This window comes from Pseudomonas sp. M2 (genome assembly GCF_015751845.1).
GTDB lineage: Bacteria > Pseudomonadota > Gammaproteobacteria > Pseudomonadales > Pseudomonadaceae > Aquipseudomonas > Aquipseudomonas putida_E.
Map to the genome: position 1 here is coordinate 3759271 of NZ_JADOUD010000001.1, position 16540 is coordinate 3775810.

Genomic DNA, 16540 nt, shown 5'->3' on the forward strand with positions numbered 1-16540 from the left:
GGACAACGCCCGCGTTCAGGCGCGGGCGGTGTAGAGGGCAAGTGTCATTCGGCAACGTAGTTCGGGGGGGCGGCAGTGAAGGCCTTGGTCAGCCAGGCCAGGTACACCAGGCCAAGTAGCGCCCATACCCCGCCGAACATCAGCGAGTGTTCGTTAAGGTCTAGCCACAGCGACACGATGATGCAGAAACCGATGGTCGGCAGTACCAGGTACATGAGCTTGTTCGCCAGCCCTTGGCGATTGCCTTCACGCACATAGCAGTGGTTGATCACCGACAGGTTGACGAAGCTGAACGCCACCAGTGCTCCGAAGTTGATGATTGAGGTGGCGGTAACCAGATCGAAGAAGATCGCCGACAGGGAAATCAGCCCGACCACTGCGATGTTCAGCACCGGTGTTTTGTAGCGTGGGTGCAGGCGAGCAAAGATGCCGGCCGGGATCACCTTGTCACGCCCCATCACATACAACAGGCGCGAGACGCTGGTCTGCGAGGCCAGGCCCGAAGCGATGGTGTTGATCACCGTGCAGGCGATGAAGATCGACTGGAACAGCTTGCCACCCACGTACAGGGCAATTTCCGGCAGGGCCGCTTCCTGGTCATGGAAGCGTGCCATGGTCGGGAAGTAGGCCTGGATGAAGTACGACACGGTTATGAACACCAGGCCGCCGATCAGTGCGGTCAGGAAGATCGCCCGTGGGATGGTCTTGGCAGGGTCGCGGGTTTCCTCGGACAGGCACGTCACGGCGTCGAAGCCCAGGAACGAGAAGCACAGGATGGTCGCACCGGCCGCCAGGGCGCTGAACTGGGTCTGGCTGTCGGCGAACGGCAGCAGGCTCCACGCGGTACCCAGGCCTTCACCCTGGTCCAGGCCACGCACGCACAGGTAGATGAACACAGCGATGATCGCCACCTGCACGGCCACGAACAGCAGGTTGAAGTGTGCCACCAGGTTGACGCTGCGCATGTTGATCAGGCTGATCAGGGTGACGAAGCCCGCTACCCAGATCCACTCCGGCACCTCGGGGAACATGGCCGACAGGTAGAGCTTGGCCAACAAGGCATTGACCATCGGCAGCAGCAGGTAATCGAGCAGCGACGACCAGCCGACCAGAAAGCCCACATGCGGGTTGATGGCGCGCTGTGTGTAGGTGTAGGCCGAACCCGATTGAGGGAAGCGGCGCACCAGGGTGCCGTAGCTCACGGCAGTGAACAGGATGCCGGTCAGCGCCAGGATGTAGGCGCTGGGCACATGCCCTGCGGTAATCCCCGAGACAATGCCGAAAGTGTCGAACACGGTCATCGGCGTCAGGTAAGCCAGGCCGATGATGATCACGTGCCAGAGGCGCAGGGTTTTGCGGAGTTGACCGTTGCCGGTGGCGCTGTGGTCAGGCTGCATGCTGGCGTGGCTCCTGCGGCTGGGCGTGAACGGCTGGCGGGTTGTATTGCGCATGCGGCAATGGCGAGCGGGTGGGCTCCATGTTGTTCACCTTTATTGTCGGAGCAGAGGTAGGCGCAGGCGATGCGCCGGGGGCGAGCTGGCAGAGCCTGGGCTAGGAAGGTGGGGCGTGCGGGCAGGGGCGGTGAGGCATCATGACGGCGCGTCTGTTCTTCTTCGTGGGTGGCGCTGGGCAAGGCGGTGAAAATAAAAAACGATGGGTAGGTGGCTGTCAAGTTAAACATGACAAGATGTTACTAAATTGAAATATTTATCGATTTATTAGCCGAAATGTTCGGTTTTTGCGCGCTTTTTTGCGGTTTTGATCGATGCGGATGTTCGTAAAATTTAACGAGTGGGAAGTTTCCCACGCTAGCGTCAGGTAGGTCTCGATTGCCCATTTCGTCCGCGTGTCGACCGTCGTCCAAGGGGTGGGAGTGATACTATTCTGCTCCCCCCGCAGCTCATGGCTGCGAACACGCCAATATGGACATCAATCGGTTCTATTCATGAAGAAATCAGTAGGCATCCTTTCCGGCCTGGCCATCGCCATTGCCGTCGTAACCACCGCTGGCGCCTGGTACACCGGCAAGCAGTTGCCTGCGCAGCTGGAGCAAGCCGTCAATCAGGGCAATGCCCAGTTGAAGAAGGCCCTTGTCGGGGTTGGCGGCAGCATGACCATCGAAGTGGCCTCGCTGGAGCAGCACTTCTTCACCAGTACCGCACGCTATCGCCTCAAGGTCCGTGACATTCGCCTGTCTGACGGTGAGCCGATCAGTTTCGATGTGGGTGTAACCGATCAGATCGAGCACGGCCCGTTCCCTTGGTCGCGGGTCAAGGCCTTCAGGCTGATGCCGGTGCTGGCAGCCAGCAACAGTGCGCTGGACAAGGACGACTTCACCGCGCCCTGGTTCGCCGCCGCCGGCGACAAGGTCCCGGTCAGCTCGCAAACCAGCCTGGGCTTTGACGGCAGTGTCGATGGCAGCATCTTCCTGGCGCCGGTCAAGCTGGCCGAAGACAACGGCACGACCCTCGATTTTTCGGGTATGCAGCTGCAGATCAGTGGCGACAGTGAAGGCAAGGCGTCGAAATTCCATGGTGCTGCCGATCGCTTCGAAATGAAGCTGGTCGGGGATGATCACCCGCCGGCCACGTTCGAGCTCAAGGGCCTGAAAATCGGCGGTAACCTGGCCGCTACCCAGCATGACGCGATCTATGTCGGTAACGTCGATGTGCTGCTGGCCGAAGCCAAGGCGACGCTGGGGCCCAAGCAACAGGTACTGTTGCTCAAAGGCCTGGAGCAGCACGTCCTGCAAACCCTCGATGGCCCCGATACCGTCGGTGGCCGCGTGGATTACAAGGTCGCGGACATCAGCTGGGATGGCCGCGCAGTCGGCAGCGGGCAGATGGCGGTCAGCATCAAGTCGCTCAACGCCCCGGCCTTGCAGTCGCTCTCGCAGTGGTACCAGGCCCATCTGCCGGAGTTCGAGCAGGCCGCCGCGGCAGGCCAGCCGATGCCGCAAATCCAGATGGGTGAACAGGAGAAGGCCAAGTTCCAGGGCGACCTGAAGCAACTGTTGGCATCCAAGCCGCAGGTGGCGGTGGAGAACCTTTCGTTCAAGACGGCCAACGGCGAGAGCCGGTTCAACCTGTCGATGGACTTCGCCAGCCCCACCTCCTTCGACCTGCCGCCTGACCAGTTGAGCAAGCAGCTGATCACTCAGGTGAAGAGCAAGCTGTCGCTGTCCAAACCGATGATGGGTGACCTGGCGACCTTGCAGGCGTTGCTGGAAGGGCAGACCGATGCCCAGGCGATTGCCATGCAATCCAGTCAGGCGGGTGAGATGGTCGGGATGATGGCGCTGCAGAGTGGCATGGCCACCGTGCAGGGCAATGACGTGGTGGCTAGCCTGCACTACGTCGATGGCATGGTCGACTTCAATGGCAAGAAGATGACCGTTGAAGAGTTCGCCATGATCCTCGCGGCGCACTTTGCGGCGATGCAGCCGCAGGGCTGATTGATTGAGCCTGTACCGGCCTCATCGCCGGCAAGCCGGCTTCTGCAGGATGGCTACAGCCTCATGGCCTGTGTACACCTGTGGGGGCAACTGTCTTGCCGGCGATGAGGCCAGTACTGGCCACACAAAAACCGCTTTAGAAATCCCTTGATTGTCTGTAGCCTTCGGCGTCCGATAATAATCCGCGCCCGCAGAGGGCCGTGGCGGCTTGCCTGCCGTCCGGCGCCCTTAGCCGATCTGTCAGGGCCGGGTGATACACTCGATTTGACGCGCATGCGCGCCTGCAGGTCCAGCGATCATGACCCAGATATCCGAACGCCTGTTGGTTCAGGCCCACCTCGACGCCAAGCAGCCCAACCCGCTGACAGCCGAGCAGGAGGCCGAATACCGTGCGGCCATTGCTGCCGAGCTCCAGGCGCAGAATGCCGTGCTGGTTGCCCATTACTACTGTGACCCGGTTATCCAGGCGCTTGCCGAAGAGACCGGCGGTTGCGTGTCCGACTCGCTGGAAATGGCCCGTTTCGGCAAGAACCACCCTGCCCAGACGGTGATCGTCGCCGGTGTGCGCTTCATGGGCGAGACCGCGAAGATCCTCACCCCGGAAAAGCGCGTGCTGATGCCGACCCTGGAGGCTACCTGCTCGCTCGACCTCGGTTGCCCGGTCGAAGAGTTCTCGGCCTTCTGCGACCAGCACCCCGAGCGTACCGTGGTGGTGTATGCCAATACCTCTGCCGCCGTTAAAGCGCGTGCCGACTGGGTCGTGACCTCGAGCTGCGCGCTGGAGATCGTCGAAAGCCTGATGGACAACGGCGAGACCATCATCTGGGGCCCGGACCAGCACCTGGGCCGTTACATCCAGAAGCAGACCGGTGCCGACATGCTGCTGTGGGACGGTGCCTGCATCGTCCACGAAGAGTTCAAATCGCGCCAGCTGGCGGACATGAAGGCGCTGTATCCGGATGCGGCGATCCTGGTGCACCCGGAGTCGCCAGAGGCAGTGATCGACCTGGCCGATGCGGTGGGTTCCACCAGCCAACTGATCAAGGCCGCGCAGACACTGCCCAACAAAACCTTCATCGTCGCCACAGACCGCGGCATCTTCTACAAGATGCAGCAGCTGTGCCCGGACAAGGAATTCGTCGAAGCCCCCACCGCCGGTAACGGCGCGGCCTGCCGCAGCTGCGCGCACTGCCCGTGGATGGCCATGAACACCCTGGAGCGGGTGCTGGATTGCTTGCGCAAAGGCAGCAACGAGATTTTCGTTGACCCGGCGCTGGTGCCGAAGGCGATCAAGCCTTTGAACCGCATGCTGGACTTCACCCAGGCTGCTCGGCTCAAGCTGTCGGGTAACGCCTGAGGGCCAATCGCCGGCAAGCCGGCTCCCACAATATCTGCAGCGCTGCAGAACCTGTGAGAGCCGGCTTGCCGGCGATTGGGCCGCAAAGCAGCCCCCTTAACGCCCCATCATCTCCTGCACCATGCGCCGTTGCTCCATGATCTCGCGCTGGCGCTGGTCGATCTGTGACGCCAGCGGGAAGTTGCTACCGGCACGACGCTTGGCGTAATCCAGCTGCTGGATCGCCTGGTCGAAGTCACCCACCAGGGTAAAGTACTCTGCCCGAGCCCGGTGCAGGCCTATGGTGTTGCCCGACAAACCACGCACTTCGGCCATGTCGTACCACACATCCGGATCATCCGGGCGGTTCTTGAGCAGGTCGTTCAGTACCTTTTCGGCCTCGGCGGGCTTGTTCTGCTTGATCAGCAGGTCGGCACGCACCTGCTTGAGCGGGTAGTTGCCCGGATACAAACCTTGCATGCGCTCCGCCCGCTGCTGCGCATCGGCCAAGCGGTTGTTGGTGATGTCCAGGTCGATCTGCGCCAGGTTGTAGGTGATGTCGTTGGGCGCCTTGGCCAGCAACGGCTTCAGGTTCTCACGCGCTTCGTTGAGCTGGCCGCCTTTGATCTGTGCCAGGGCAAGACCATAGCGGGCGGCGTCCAGCTTGGGGTCTTCGTCCAACTGCGCACGGAAGCGTTTGGCCGCCAGGCCCGGCGTGCCTTCGTAGATGAGGGCCACGCGGGCGCGGATCAACTGATAACGCTGGCTGTCCTCGACGCCGCCCGGGGGGGCCTGTTCGGCCCGGTTGCGGGTGTCGGCGATACGCGATTCGGTCACCGGGTGAGTCAGCAGGAATTCTGGTGGTTTGGCGTCGTAGCGGTATTGGCGCGCCAGGCGCTCGAACATGGTCGGCATGTTGCGCGGGTCGTAACCGGCCTTTTCCAGGTTCTGGATACCGACGCGGTCGGCTTCCTGCTCGTTCTGCCGCGAGAAGCGCCGCTGCTCCTGGATCGCCGCCGCCTGGGTGCCGGCAATCATGCCGATGCCGGCATCGCCGGCGCCCCCTGCCGCCAGTACGATACCGGCCAGCAGCGCCGCCATCATTGGCAGTTGCATGCGTTGCTGGGCCTCGACGCCACGGGCGAAGTGGCGCTGCGACAAGTGCGCCAGTTCGTGGGCCAGTACCGAGGCGTATTCGCCTTCGGTCTGGGCGTTGAGGAACAGGCCGCCGTTGACGCCGACGATGCCGCCGGGGGCGGCGAAGGCGTTCAGCTCTCGGCTGTCGATGAGGATGAATTCCAGGCGCCGGTCCTGCAGCTGGCTGGTTTCGGCCAGGCGGTACACGGTGGTTTCGACGTAGTCCTTGAGCTGCGGGTCGTTCAGCTGGTTGACCTGGCCGCGCAGCAGGCTGAGCCAGGCGCGCCCGAGCTGGTGCTCCTGCTGCGGCGAGACGATCGCGGAACTGGCGTCGCCCAGTGAAGGCAGGTCGCTAGCATGGCCGGGTAGGGCCATCAGGCAGGCCAGCGTCAACAGGGTAGGGCGCAGTAGATTCATGCACGAAGCTCGCGTCGGGTCAAAGCCCCTACTGTAGCCCGCTCACACGTTGGCGACCAGTGGCGGTATGCTAGCCAGCCTGTTACCAAAGACGTCTGCCCCACGTTTGGAGACCCCTGATGACTAGCACCCCGACCTGCGACGCCGAACTCGACGCCAGCGGGCTGAACTGCCCCCTGCCTCTGCTCAAGGCGAAGATGGAGCTCAACCGTCTGGCCAGTGGCGCGGTGCTGAAGGTGATTGCGACCGACGCAGGCTCACAGCGCGACTTCCGCACTTTTGCCCAGCTGGCCGGTCATACGCTGCTGCATGAAATGGCCGAGGCCGGCACCTATACCTACTGGCTGCGCAAGGCCTGAGCCCCAATCAAGGATCGTCAATGTTCAAAGTGCTTCGCGACTGGATAGAGCGCTACTTCTCCGATGAGGAAGCGGTGGTGCTGGCGGTCCTGCTGTTTCTGGCCTTTACCGCGGTCCTTACCTTGGGCGGCATGCTCGCGCCGGTGCTGGCGGGCATGGTGCTGGCTTTTCTGATGCAGGGGCTGGTCAATGCCCTGGAGCGCCTTCGGGTGCCGACGCGGCTGGCGGTGATGGTGGTGTTCGCCCTGTTCATGGGCGCGCTGGCGGTGTTCCTGCTGGTGCTGGTGCCGTTGCTGTGGCACCAGTTGATCACCTTGTTCAACGAGTTGCCGGGCATGCTCGGCAAATGGCAGTCGCTGCTGTTGCTGCTGCCCGAGCGCTACCCGCATCTGGTGTCTGATGAGCAGGTGCTGCATGCCATCGAGTCGGTGCGCGGCGAGATCGGCAAGTTCGGCCAATGGGCACTGACCTTCTCGCTGTCGAGCCTGCCGCTGCTGGTCAGTGCCATGATCTATCTGGTGCTGGTGCCGATTCTGGTGTTCTTCTTTCTCAAGGACCGTGAGCAGATCGGCCGCTGGGTCAGTGGCTACCTGCCGCGCCAGCGGACCTTGCTGAACCGGGTAGGCACTGAAATGAACCGGCAGATCGCCAACTACATCCGCGGCAAGGGCATCGAGATCCTGATCTGCGGTATTGCCACTTACATCGCGTTCATCAGCCTGGGGCTCAATTACGCCGCGCTGCTGGCGCTGCTGGTAGGCCTGTCGGTGGTGGTGCCGTATGTAGGGGCGGTGGTGGTGACTGTGCCGGTGACGCTGATCGCGCTGTTCCAATGGGGCTGGGGTGATCAGTTCATCTACCTGATGACGGTGTACGCCATCATTCAGGCGCTCGATGGCAACGTGCTGGTGCCGCTGCTGTTCTCAGAGGCGGTGAGCCTGCACCCGGTGGCGATCATCTGCGCGGTGTTGCTGTTTGGCGGGTTGTGGGGCTTTTGGGGGATCTTCTTCGCGATCCCGCTGGCGACGCTGATCAAGGCAGTGCTCGATGCCTGGCCGCGGCAGGAACCTGCTGTGGCGCCGATGTTGTGATGCATGGGGCCGCTTTGCGGCCCTTTCCCGGCACAAGGCCGCTCCTACAGACGAACGCAACCCCCTGTAGCGGGCTTGTGCCGCGAAAGGGCTGCGCAGCAGCCCCAGTCAATCTCAAGCCTTGTTCAGCGCCTGGGCCGCCGCGAGTACGGCATCCACATGGCCCGGCACCTTCACGCCACGCCATTCCTGGCGCAGCACACCGTCCTTGTCGATCAGGAAGGTGCTGCGGTCTACGCCCATGTACTCCTTGCCATACAGCTTCTTCAGCTTGATCACATCGAACAGCTGGCACAGGGCCTCGTCCTTGTCGCTGATCAGCTCGAACGGAAAGCCCTGCTTGGCCTTGAAGTTCTCATGCGACTTGATGCCGTCGCGCGACACGCCGAACACCACGGTGTTGGCCGCTTCGAACGCTGCATGCTGGTCGCGGAAGCCCTGGCCTTCGGTGGTGCAGCCTGGGGTGCTGTCCTTGGGGTAGAAGTACACCACTACCTGACGGCCCTTGAGCTCGGCCAGGCTGACGGTCTGGCCGCCGGTGGCCTGGGCCTGGAAATCGGCGACGGGTTGGTCGAGTGCTACTGCCATGGATGCATTCCTTAAACGGGGTTCTGTGGGCGCCAAGGCTCGATCAGCGCGTCCAGGTTGAGGGCGTCGGCAAAGTCGAGGAACTGGTCGCGCAACCAGCTGATCTGGGTGCCGGCCGGCAGGATCACGGTGAACTGGGCGTTGAGCATGCTGCTGCCAGTCTGCGGCGCCAGGTAGGTGTCGCAGGTCATGGCTTCGAGCTCGACACGGTGGTCGAGGAAGAACTGGCACAGCTCGTTGATGATGTCCGGGCGGTAGGCCGCACTGACATAGGCCACATAAGGCAGGGCCTGCGGGCGCACTTCCTGGTCGGCGCTGCGCACCACGTCGAGGGTCAGGCCGTGCTTCTTGCCCAGGCCGGGGAGGGTGGACTCCAGGCGCGCCAGGGCGTCCCAGCTGCCACCGACCTGCAATACCAGGGCGCTGGTCTCGCCATGGCGGCTCAGGCGCGAGGTGACGACCGCGCAGCGGTTCTCGAAGGCAGCGCGGCTGAGGACGTTGGCCAGCTCCATGGGATTGGGGCCCAGGGCACTGATGACAAGGAATTGTTCGCGGACGGTGGGGGTGGACATGCAGCATTCCTAAAGCGATGAGCGGTCGGCACAGGACGGGCGAAAGCCTCCTGTCGGCAGGGCCCGGGGCTCGCATGCGAGGACGTGGACGCTGGCCGGGGAGCAAGGTCGACGGCCCGGCGGGCCGCGCTGCACCGATCAAAGGATCAAGGGTAGCGAAATAAGGCGCCGAGGGGAATGCTCCACCCGCCTGCTTCGCTTGTGCAAGGCCGATGCCCCCAGTACCATTACCGCTCTCTTTTTCCGGCAGGAGCAGTTACATGATTGCGGGCAGTATGGTGGCATTGGTCACACCCATGGATGCACAAGGGCGTCTTGATTGGGGCAGCCTCGGCAAACTTGTAGACTTCCACCTGGAAAACGGCACCCATGCGATCGTCGCCGTCGGCACCACCGGCGAGTCGGCCACCCTGAGCGTCGAAGAACACATCGAGGTCATCGAATTCGTGGTCAAGCGGGTCGCTGGCCGCATTCCGGTCATCGCCGGCACCGGTGCCAACTCCACGTCCGAAGCCGTGCACCTGACCCAGAACGCCAAGGACGCCGGCGCCGACGCCTGCCTGCTGGTGGTGCCGTACTACAACAAGCCGACCCAGGAAGGCCTGTACCTGCACTTCAAACACATCGCCGAAGCCGTCGACATCCCGCAGATCCTCTACAACGTACCCGGCCGCACCTCCTGCGACATGCAGGCCGAGACCGTGATCCGCCTGTCGACCGTGCCCAACATCATCGGCATCAAGGAAGCCACCGGCGACCTGGTCCGTGCCAAGGCCATCCTCGATGGCGTCAGCAAGGACTTCATCGTCATGTCCGGCGACGACCCGACTGCCGTCGAGCTGATCCTGCTGGGTGGCAAAGGCAACATTTCGGTCACCGCCAACGTCGCCCCGCGCGAAATGGCCGACCTGTGCGAGGCCGCCCTTGAGGGCAACGCCGAGAAGGCCCGCGCAATCAACGAAAAACTCATGCCGCTGCACAAAGACCTGTTCTGCGAAGCCAACCCGATTCCGGTGAAATACGCGCTCGTCGAAATGGGCCTGATGCAAAAAGGCATTCGCCTGCCACTGACCTGGCTGAGCGAAGGCTGTCACGAAAAAGTCCGTACTGCCTTGCGCCAGTCCGGCGTACTGGTTTAATCGAGGAAGTACACCGCATGAAGCGACTGGCTGGTCTTTCCGCGCTCGCCCTGATCATTTCCAGCACCAGTGGGTGTGGCTGGCTGTGGGGCGAGGATGGCTATTTCCGCGACCGCGGCAGCGATTACCTGCAGGCGCACCCGACCGCACCGATGCAGCTCCCGCAGGACGCCAGCAACGTCAAGCGCCTTGACCCGCTGCTGCCGATCCCGCGCAACGTCGCCGACGATACCGCCAAGGGCGAGTTCGAAGTGCCGCGTCCGCAACCGCTGTCGGCTGGCGCCGACGTCAGCGATTTCAGCCTGCAGCGCAGCGGCAGCAGCCGTTGGGTGCTGGCCCAGCGTTCGCCGGCCGAAGTCTGGCCGGTAGCGCATCAGTTCTTCGAAGACAACGGCTTCCGTATTGCCGAAGAGCGCCCGCAGACGGGCGAGTTCACCACCACCTGGCAGCGTTTTGACGAGCTGTCGGCATCGCTCGGCCAGCGCCTGGCGAGCACCGCCAGCAATGGTGACAGCGAAGTGCGCGTGCGTGTGCGCATGGAGCCTGGCGTACAACGCAACACCTCCGAGGTGTATGTGGTCAGTGTCGAGCGCCCGGCTGGCAGCACCGCCGAGCCTGCATTCCCGTCCGCGTCCAGCAACACCGCCGCCGATGCGCTGCTGGTCGACGAAATGCTCGCCAGCATGAACCGCAGCGCCGAGAAGGGCGGTTCGGTGTCCTTGCTGGCTGCGCGCGACTTCGATGCGCCGAGCCGCGTCAGCCTGAGCGAAGACGGCAGCGGTAACCCCGTGCTGTTCCTCGGCGCCGACCTGGACCGTGCCTGGTCCGGCGTGGGCCGTGCCCTGGAGCAGGGTGGCGAATGGCGTGTGGAAGACATCAACCGCAGCCTGGGCCTGTACTACATCAACCTGTCTGAGAAGCCTGACGACAAGCAGAACCAGCCTGGCTTCTTCAGCCGCATGTTTGGCAGCGAGCCAACCAAGGAAGAGCTTGAAGCCCGCGCCGAGCGTTACCAGGTGCGCCTGAGCAAGGTTGGCGAAAGCGTGCAGGTTACCGTCGAGAAGAACATCAACACCGTGGCCCCGGCCGATGTCGCTCGCCGCGTGCTGAGCGCCATTCAGGACCACCTGGGTTAAGTGCGCTTCGCGGTACTGGGAAGCGGCAGCCAGGGAAATGGCACGCTGATCGCCAGTGGTGACACGTTCATCCTGGTCGATTGCGGTTTTTCCCTGCGTGAAACCGAGCGGCGCCTGGCGCTGCTCGGGGTGCAGGCTGCACAACTGAGCGCCGTGCTGGTTACCCACGAACATGCCGACCATGTGCATGGGGTGGGGTTACTGTCGCGGCGCTACAATGTACCGGTCTACCTCAGCCAGGGCACATTGCGCGGCATGCGCAAGCCGGTGGAGGCGGCCGGTTTTCTTGCCTGTGGCGACAGCCTGAGTATCGGCTGCCTGCAAGTGAGTGCGGCGCGGGTCGAGCACGACGCCTACGAGCCGCTGCAGTACGTCATCAGCGACGGTCGCCGGCGCTTTGGCATGCTCACTGACCTGGGTTCGTACGACGCGCTGTTGCTTGAGCGCTATCAGGGCCTGGATGCACTGCTGATCGAGGCCAATCATTGCCGTGACATGCTGGCCCGCGGGCACTACCCGTACTTCCTCAAGCAGCGGGTCGGCGGCATGCAAGGACATTTGAACAACCACCAGGCCGCGCGCCTGGTGGACGAGTTGGGGTGGAGCAACCTGCAGCACCTGGTGCTGGCCCACCTCAGCAGCAAGAACAACCTGCCACATCTGGCCCGCCAGTGCTTCGTCGACACCCTTGGGTGCGACCCGGACTGGCTCCAGGTGGCGAATCAGGAACACGGGCTCGACTGGCGCGAAATCGCCTAGCCCAACCACTCAAGCAAGCGGAGCCCAATCATGGAAAAACGCGAAGAACTCTACCGCGGCAAGGCCAAATCGGTTTACAAGACCGACGACGCCGACCGCTTGATCCTGCTGTTCCGCAACGACACCTCGGCGTTCGACGGCAAGCGCATCGAACAACTGGACCGCAAAGGCATGGTGAACAACAAGTTCAATGCCTTCATCATGCAGAAGCTCGAAGAGGCCGGCGTGCCGACCCAGTTCGACAAGCTGCTGGGCGACAACGAGTGCCTGGTCAAGAAGCTGGACATGATCCCGGTCGAGTGCGTGGTGCGTAACTATGCCGCCGGCAGCCTGGTCAAGCGCCTGGGCGTGGAGGAGGGCATCAAGCTCGAGCCGTCCACCTTCGAACTGTTCCTGAAGAACGACGAGAAGGGCGACCCGTTCATCAACGAATCCCACGTTGTCGCTTTCGGCTGGGGCACCGCCGAGCAGCTGGCAGAGATGAAGAAGCTGTCGCTGAAGGTCAACGAGGTGCTGAACAAGCTGTTCGATGACGCCGGCCTGCTGCTGGTCGACTTCAAGCTGGAGTTCGGTGTATTCCACGGCCAGATCGTCCTGGGTGACGAGTTCAGCCCGGACGGCTGCCGCCTGTGGGACAAAGAAACCCGCAAGAAGATGGACAAGGACCGCTTCCGCCAGGGCCTGGGCGACGTGATCGAAGCCTACGAAGAAGTTGCCAAGCGCCTGGGCGTGCCGCTGTAAGCGGCGCATTCACGCAAGCGCCTGATACCACGCGCTTTTTTTGAAAATAAAGGTTTGCGTTTTCAGAATTCGCTGGTATGATGCGCGGCATTGGAGAGATGCCGGAGTGGTCGAACGGGACGGATTCGAAATCCGTTGTACTGGCAACAGTACCTAGGGTTCAAATCCCTATCTCTCCGCCATACATGTGGTAGATAAAGCCCCTGAAAACGATAAGTTTTCAGGGGCTTTTTCGTTGTGCCCGAGTTAAACCTCAAAGCATCGCCGTGCGCATGGCCGGGCCCTTTCGCCGCTAGCGACGGGGCCTGCCGGATCGGATCAGAGCGCCAGGCCGACCTTTGCGGCACTCCCGGATTTTTCGTAGCTCGGCCCTAGTGCACGGTCTGTGGCTCCGTGGGCGAATCCGCTTGCCTGTGCAGCTGCATCAGCGCTGATTCCAGCAGCGCATGCGCAACTTCCATTTCATGGATGACCGCCCGCATCACGATCGAGTTGTGCGAGGTCGGTGTCAGTCGCACGGACTGGCGGGCTACGGACAAGGCGCAGATCACGTATTCCGAGGTCTGAACCAGGGTGTCCTGCAGCATGTACGAGGGATCGAGGGGGGAAGGTGGATCGGGGACTATCTTGCGCATGAATGCTCCTTGAGTCAGGTGGAGCTACCTTTAAACGCTGTCAAACGAATGGAGGCAGCTATACACGGGTTGACAGACCGGTGACCCAAGGAACCCGGCGCACACGAAGGTGCCCCATGTACAGCTGCCATGAAGCGCTGCAAAGGACCCTTGAATCGGTCAGCCTGTCAAAGCCGGTCGCTGAGGTGTCAACGACGAACCGAGACTAGGCCGCAATCCGAGCACTCGCAATGGGTTGGCAGCGCCGGCAATATAATTCGGAAATGGACTACAGGGAATGGGAAAAATCGGAGTTAAATCTGTAGGACCTTAGGCGCACCAGGCGTGAATATTCTTCCCAGGCACGAATGCAATAAAGCCCCTGAAAGCGATGAGCTGTCAGAGGCCTTATCGTTATGCGTTTCCCCTCCCGATGGGGCGTGCTCAAGCCCACAAACGTTGTGCGATAAGCGCCTCCAGTTTGCTCTGGTCCGCCGCAAACCCTCGAATCCCTTCGGCCAGCTGCGCGGTTGCCATTGCGTCCTCGTTCATCTGCCAGCGAAAATCGGCCTCGCTCAGTGGCGGTGGCGGCGCCTGATGGTCGGCGGGGGCGGCGAGCGCGGCCTGCAGGCTGCCCTCGGTCACTGCCAGCTCTTCCAGCAGTGCGGGGCTGATCGTCAGCCGATCGCAACCTGCCAAAGCAACGATTTCACCGACGTTGCGAAAGCTAGCCCCCATCACCGAAGTCGCGTAACCGTGGCGTCGCATGAAGCGGTAGCTGGCCGCCACCAATTGAACCCCAGGCTCCGACGCCGGCGCGTACTCCTTGTTCGGGTAAGCGCGGCGATGCCAGTCCAGCACCCGGCCAACAAAAGGCGAGATCAGGAATGCGCCGGCTTCGGCGCAGGCGAGTGCCTGGGCGAGGTTGAAGATCAACGTCAAGTTGCACTGGATGCCCTCACGCTCCAGTTCGCTGGCCGCGCGAATGCCCTCCCAGGTGGCGGCGAGCTTGATGAGGAAGCGCTCACGTGGAACGCCCGCCGCCTCGTACAGTGCGACCAGGCGCCTGGCCTTGGCCAGGCTTGCCTGCTTATCGAAGGACAGCCGCGCATCGACCTCGCTCGATACCCTGCCGGGCACGTGCTGCAACAGGTCGCAGCCCAAAGCAACGATCAGTTGGTCGGACAGTTGATCGATTGCCTGCGCATGCGGCAGGCCGGCAGCTTTCGCCAGGGCGCAGAGGTCATCGAGCAATGTGTCGTAGTGGCCCGACACCACGGCCTTGAGCACCAGTGAGGGGTTGGTGGTTGCATCATGAGGGGCGAAGCGGCGAACGGCCTGAAGGTCGCCGGTGTCGGCGACCACTGTGCTGTACTGCTCCAACTGGCTGAGCAAAGTTGGCATGCTGGAACCCTCTGGTGGTTGATGTCAGACGGCCATGGGCTGTGCGGGGTGCGATGGCTCGGGCAGGGGCGTGGCCTGGTCTGCCAGCCCATGCATGATGGGTTTCAGGGCGTGGTAGGCCGCGCAGTAATGAACGAACATCTGGTCATACAGGGCTTTGTTCGCGGGGTTGGGATCGGCCCGTCGGCGCAGGGTGCGCCAGTTGCGGATAGCTTCGACGTCCTCGATGGCGCCGATTGCCAGTGCCGCGAGCATGGCGCCACCCAGCGGCGCTTCGACCTGCTGCTCGATGGTGAACACGGCGTGGCCGGTGATGTCGGCGATGATCTGCATCCACAGGTTCGACGCCGTGCCACCGCCTACCACGATCAAGTGCGGATCGAGCTGCAGGCCTGCCTGGTTGCCCATTTGCATGTTGTGACGCAAGGCAAACGCCAGCCCCTCCAGTACTGCGCGGTACAGATGAGCCTTGTGGTGGAACAGCGACAGCCCTATATAGGCCCCCGATGCCTTGGCATCCCAGATGGGGCTGCGCTCGCCCATCAGGTAGGGCAGGAACAACAGGCCGTCTGCACCGGCGGGCGTCTTGGCAGCGTCCTGCTCCATCAGTTGGTGCACCTCGGCGCCGGGTGACAGGGCAGCGGCCTGCTTTTCCTGTGCACAGAACTGCTCACGGAACCAGCTGATTGCGGCACCGGCGGTAATGGCGCCGCCGAAGCTGTAGGTGTTGGCGCCAGCGTCGTAGACGTAAGGCATGTTGATCAGCCCTTTGCAGGCAGCGCTGCGCTGCTTGATGAAGCCCCAGCACATGCTGGTGCCCAGCATCGCGACATGGTTGCCTGGCGCAATGACCCCTGCGGCCAGTGTGGCCATCGCTGCATCGACTCCGCCTGCAACTACCTTGGTGCCTGGCTGTAGCCCTAGCCGCTGCGCCGCAGCCGGTAGCAGGCTGCCAATGACCTGCCCGGGCGCAATCAGGCGTTGCGGCATCAGGTGGGCGTCGATGCCCAGGGCATCGAGCATCAGAGGCGACCAGCCACGCGTTGCGAGGTCGTAGATGCCGCCGATATTGCCCGCTGAACTGTGGTCCACGGCCAGCTCGCCGGTCAGGTGGTACTGCACAAAGCTGTTGGGCGGCAGCAGGTAGCGTGCCTTGGCCCAGACCTCTGGCTGGTTGCGCTTGATCCACAGCATCTTGGTATAGCCGTAGTAGCTGTCGACACCGTTGCCCGTTATGCGCTGCAACTGTTCCACATCCACATTTTCGCGCACCCATTCGGCCTCGGCGATGGCCCGGCGGTCCATCCAGATGAGGCAGGGGTGAAGGGGGTTGATGTCGGCGTCCACCGGGATGCCCGAGCCCCCGTAGAGGCTGCTGATGCAGATGGCTTTGATCTGGGCGGCTGGTACTTGGCTGCGGCGGATGCTGGTCGCGACCGTTTCGTAGACAGCGTCCAGCCACACCTGCGGCCATTGCTGCGCCCACAACGGCCGAGGTTGCTCGACCTGGTAGCTGACGCAGGCCTGGGCCAGCATTCCACCCTCGGTTGACATCAAGAGAGCCTTGGTACTTTGCGTGCCGATGTCGACACCAATCACGTAGTCCATTGTTGTCCCTTTTATTATTGGCGTGGTGGTTTATGTAGACGTGAACATTTTTTTGGCGATTTTATCCGACGGCAGTTTCAAGTCGCGGCTGATCAATCCATGGTTGCAAATGTTAACGTCAACATTTCGGGACGCTAGCACAACACGATTGTCACCACAATACGCATGCACGGTTGTGGCCTGGC

General features: G+C 62.4%; 15 protein-coding genes and 1 tRNA gene. 9 read left to right on the forward strand and 7 right to left on the reverse strand.

The genetic code is table 11. The features are described 5' to 3' along the window. Positions 1 to 44: 44 nt before the first annotated feature. Complete coding sequence (locus IWW33_RS17445) at positions 45 to 1397, reverse strand: APC family permease (protein WP_046787983.1); 1353 nt, start codon at positions 1395 to 1397, stop codon at positions 45 to 47. A 548-nt stretch (positions 1398 to 1945) separates the two neighbouring features. Between IWW33_RS17445 and IWW33_RS17450 the strand changes: the two genes are divergently transcribed. Together IWW33_RS17450 and nadA are read left to right on the forward strand one after the other, a co-directional pair. Continuing rightward, the gene (locus IWW33_RS17450; RefSeq protein ID WP_174142327.1) at positions 1946 to 3454 is read left to right on the forward strand and encodes a YdgA family protein; all 1509 of its coding nucleotides are present in this window, start codon (positions 1946 to 1948) and stop codon (positions 3452 to 3454) included. Positions 3455 to 3752: 298 nt separating this feature from the next. Then, positions 3753 to 4811 (forward strand): quinolinate synthase NadA, encoded by a 1059-nt coding sequence (gene nadA / locus IWW33_RS17455; RefSeq protein ID WP_119687636.1) that lies wholly within the window; start codon positions 3753 to 3755, stop codon positions 4809 to 4811. A gap of 96 nt (positions 4812 to 4907) precedes the next feature. On the opposite strand, the gene IWW33_RS17460 is transcribed toward nadA, so the two are convergent. Continuing rightward, positions 4908 to 6344 carry a M48 family metalloprotease gene (locus IWW33_RS17460; RefSeq protein ID WP_012315802.1) on the reverse strand — a complete coding sequence of 479 codons (1437 nt, stop codon included), beginning with the start codon at positions 6342 to 6344 and terminating at the stop codon, positions 4908 to 4910. 119 nt (positions 6345 to 6463) lie between these two features. Here IWW33_RS17460 and IWW33_RS17465 point away from each other — a divergent pair, with 119 nt between their 5' ends. Further along, positions 6464 to 6703, forward strand: a complete 240-nt coding sequence (locus IWW33_RS17465) for a sulfurtransferase TusA family protein (protein ID WP_012315801.1) — start codon at positions 6464 to 6466, stop codon at positions 6701 to 6703. A gap of 20 nt (positions 6704 to 6723) precedes the next feature. Beyond that, positions 6724 to 7794 (forward strand): AI-2E family transporter, encoded by a 1071-nt coding sequence (locus IWW33_RS17470; RefSeq protein WP_046787985.1) that lies wholly within the window; start codon positions 6724 to 6726, stop codon positions 7792 to 7794. A gap of 114 nt (positions 7795 to 7908) precedes the next feature. Here IWW33_RS17470 and IWW33_RS17475 read toward each other — a convergent pair whose 3' ends face one another. Together IWW33_RS17475 and IWW33_RS17480 are read right to left on the reverse strand one after the other, a co-directional pair. Then, complete coding sequence (locus IWW33_RS17475) at positions 7909 to 8382, reverse strand: peroxiredoxin (protein WP_039605383.1); 474 nt, start codon at positions 8380 to 8382, stop codon at positions 7909 to 7911. 11 nt (positions 8383 to 8393) lie between these two features. Next, entirely contained in the window at positions 8394 to 8954 is a 561-nt protein-coding gene (locus IWW33_RS17480; RefSeq protein WP_008097509.1) for a glycine cleavage system protein R, read from the reverse strand. A 260-nt stretch (positions 8955 to 9214) separates the two neighbouring features. On the opposite strand from IWW33_RS17480, the gene dapA reads away from it, so the two are divergent. The 5 genes from dapA (at position 9215) to IWW33_RS17505 (ending at position 12911) form a co-directional block, all read left to right on the forward strand. Then, complete coding sequence (gene dapA, locus IWW33_RS17485; protein WP_119687635.1) at positions 9215 to 10093, forward strand: 4-hydroxy-tetrahydrodipicolinate synthase; 879 nt, start codon at positions 9215 to 9217, stop codon at positions 10091 to 10093. A 17-nt stretch (positions 10094 to 10110) separates the two neighbouring features. Then, positions 10111 to 11229 (forward strand): outer membrane protein assembly factor BamC, encoded by a 1119-nt coding sequence (bamC, locus tag IWW33_RS17490; RefSeq protein ID WP_046787987.1) that lies wholly within the window; start codon positions 10111 to 10113, stop codon positions 11227 to 11229. Next, positions 11230 to 11988 (forward strand): MBL fold metallo-hydrolase, encoded by a 759-nt coding sequence (locus IWW33_RS17495; protein WP_161872647.1) that lies wholly within the window; start codon positions 11230 to 11232, stop codon positions 11986 to 11988. It begins immediately after the preceding gene. A gap of 30 nt (positions 11989 to 12018) precedes the next feature. Further along, positions 12019 to 12729: a phosphoribosylaminoimidazolesuccinocarboxamide synthase gene (gene purC, locus IWW33_RS17500; protein WP_012315794.1), complete on the forward strand. Its 711-nt coding sequence runs from the start codon at positions 12019 to 12021 to the stop codon at positions 12727 to 12729. A 92-nt stretch (positions 12730 to 12821) separates the two neighbouring features. Then, positions 12822 to 12911: transfer RNA gene (locus tag IWW33_RS17505), tRNA-Ser, on the forward strand. 189 nt (positions 12912 to 13100) lie between these two features. On the opposite strand, the gene IWW33_RS17510 is transcribed toward IWW33_RS17505, so the two are convergent. The 3 genes from IWW33_RS17510 to IWW33_RS17520 all read right to left on the reverse strand — a co-directional run bounded on the left by IWW33_RS17510 (position 13101) and on the right by IWW33_RS17520 (position 16355). Next, positions 13101 to 13364: a hypothetical protein gene (locus IWW33_RS17510; protein ID WP_115274073.1), complete on the reverse strand. Its 264-nt coding sequence runs from the start codon at positions 13362 to 13364 to the stop codon at positions 13101 to 13103. A 423-nt stretch (positions 13365 to 13787) separates the two neighbouring features. After that, on the reverse strand, positions 13788 to 14747 hold the full coding sequence (tal, locus tag IWW33_RS17515; RefSeq protein ID WP_125925101.1) for a transaldolase: 960 nt from the start codon (positions 14745 to 14747) through the stop codon (positions 13788 to 13790). 24 nt (positions 14748 to 14771) lie between these two features. Beyond that, positions 14772 to 16355, reverse strand: coding sequence for an FGGY-family carbohydrate kinase (locus tag IWW33_RS17520; protein WP_174142326.1), 1584 nt, complete (start codon positions 16353 to 16355; stop codon positions 14772 to 14774). Positions 16356 to 16540: the final 185 nt, after the last annotated feature.

What these genes read in the sequence shown, in the direction of transcription:
- IWW33_RS17445 (WP_046787983.1), bottom strand. Translation starts at nt 1,397, where the DNA reads ATGCAGCCTGACCACAGCGCCACCGGCAACGGTCAACTCCGCAAAACC.
- IWW33_RS17450 (WP_174142327.1), top strand. Translation starts at nt 1,946, where the DNA reads ATGAAGAAATCAGTAGGCATCCTTTCCGGCCTGGCCATCGCCATTGCC.
- nadA (WP_119687636.1), top strand. Translation starts at nt 3,753, where the DNA reads ATGACCCAGATATCCGAACGCCTGTTGGTTCAGGCCCACCTCGACGCC.
- IWW33_RS17460 (WP_012315802.1), bottom strand. Translation starts at nt 6,344, where the DNA reads ATGAATCTACTGCGCCCTACCCTGTTGACGCTGGCCTGCCTGATGGCC.
- IWW33_RS17465 (WP_012315801.1), top strand. Translation starts at nt 6,464, where the DNA reads ATGACTAGCACCCCGACCTGCGACGCCGAACTCGACGCCAGCGGGCTG.
- IWW33_RS17470 (WP_046787985.1), top strand. Translation starts at nt 6,724, where the DNA reads ATGTTCAAAGTGCTTCGCGACTGGATAGAGCGCTACTTCTCCGATGAG.
- IWW33_RS17475 (WP_039605383.1), bottom strand. Translation starts at nt 8,382, where the DNA reads ATGGCAGTAGCACTCGACCAACCCGTCGCCGATTTCCAGGCCCAGGCC.
- IWW33_RS17480 (WP_008097509.1), bottom strand. Translation starts at nt 8,954, where the DNA reads ATGTCCACCCCCACCGTCCGCGAACAATTCCTTGTCATCAGTGCCCTG.
- dapA (WP_119687635.1), top strand. Translation starts at nt 9,215, where the DNA reads ATGATTGCGGGCAGTATGGTGGCATTGGTCACACCCATGGATGCACAA.
- bamC (WP_046787987.1), top strand. Translation starts at nt 10,111, where the DNA reads ATGAAGCGACTGGCTGGTCTTTCCGCGCTCGCCCTGATCATTTCCAGC.
- purC (WP_012315794.1), top strand. Translation starts at nt 12,019, where the DNA reads ATGGAAAAACGCGAAGAACTCTACCGCGGCAAGGCCAAATCGGTTTAC.
- IWW33_RS17510 (WP_115274073.1), bottom strand. Translation starts at nt 13,364, where the DNA reads ATGCGCAAGATAGTCCCCGATCCACCTTCCCCCCTCGATCCCTCGTAC.
- tal (WP_125925101.1), bottom strand. Translation starts at nt 14,747, where the DNA reads ATGCCAACTTTGCTCAGCCAGTTGGAGCAGTACAGCACAGTGGTCGCC.
- IWW33_RS17520 (WP_174142326.1), bottom strand. Translation starts at nt 16,355, where the DNA reads ATGGACTACGTGATTGGTGTCGACATCGGCACGCAAAGTACCAAGGCT.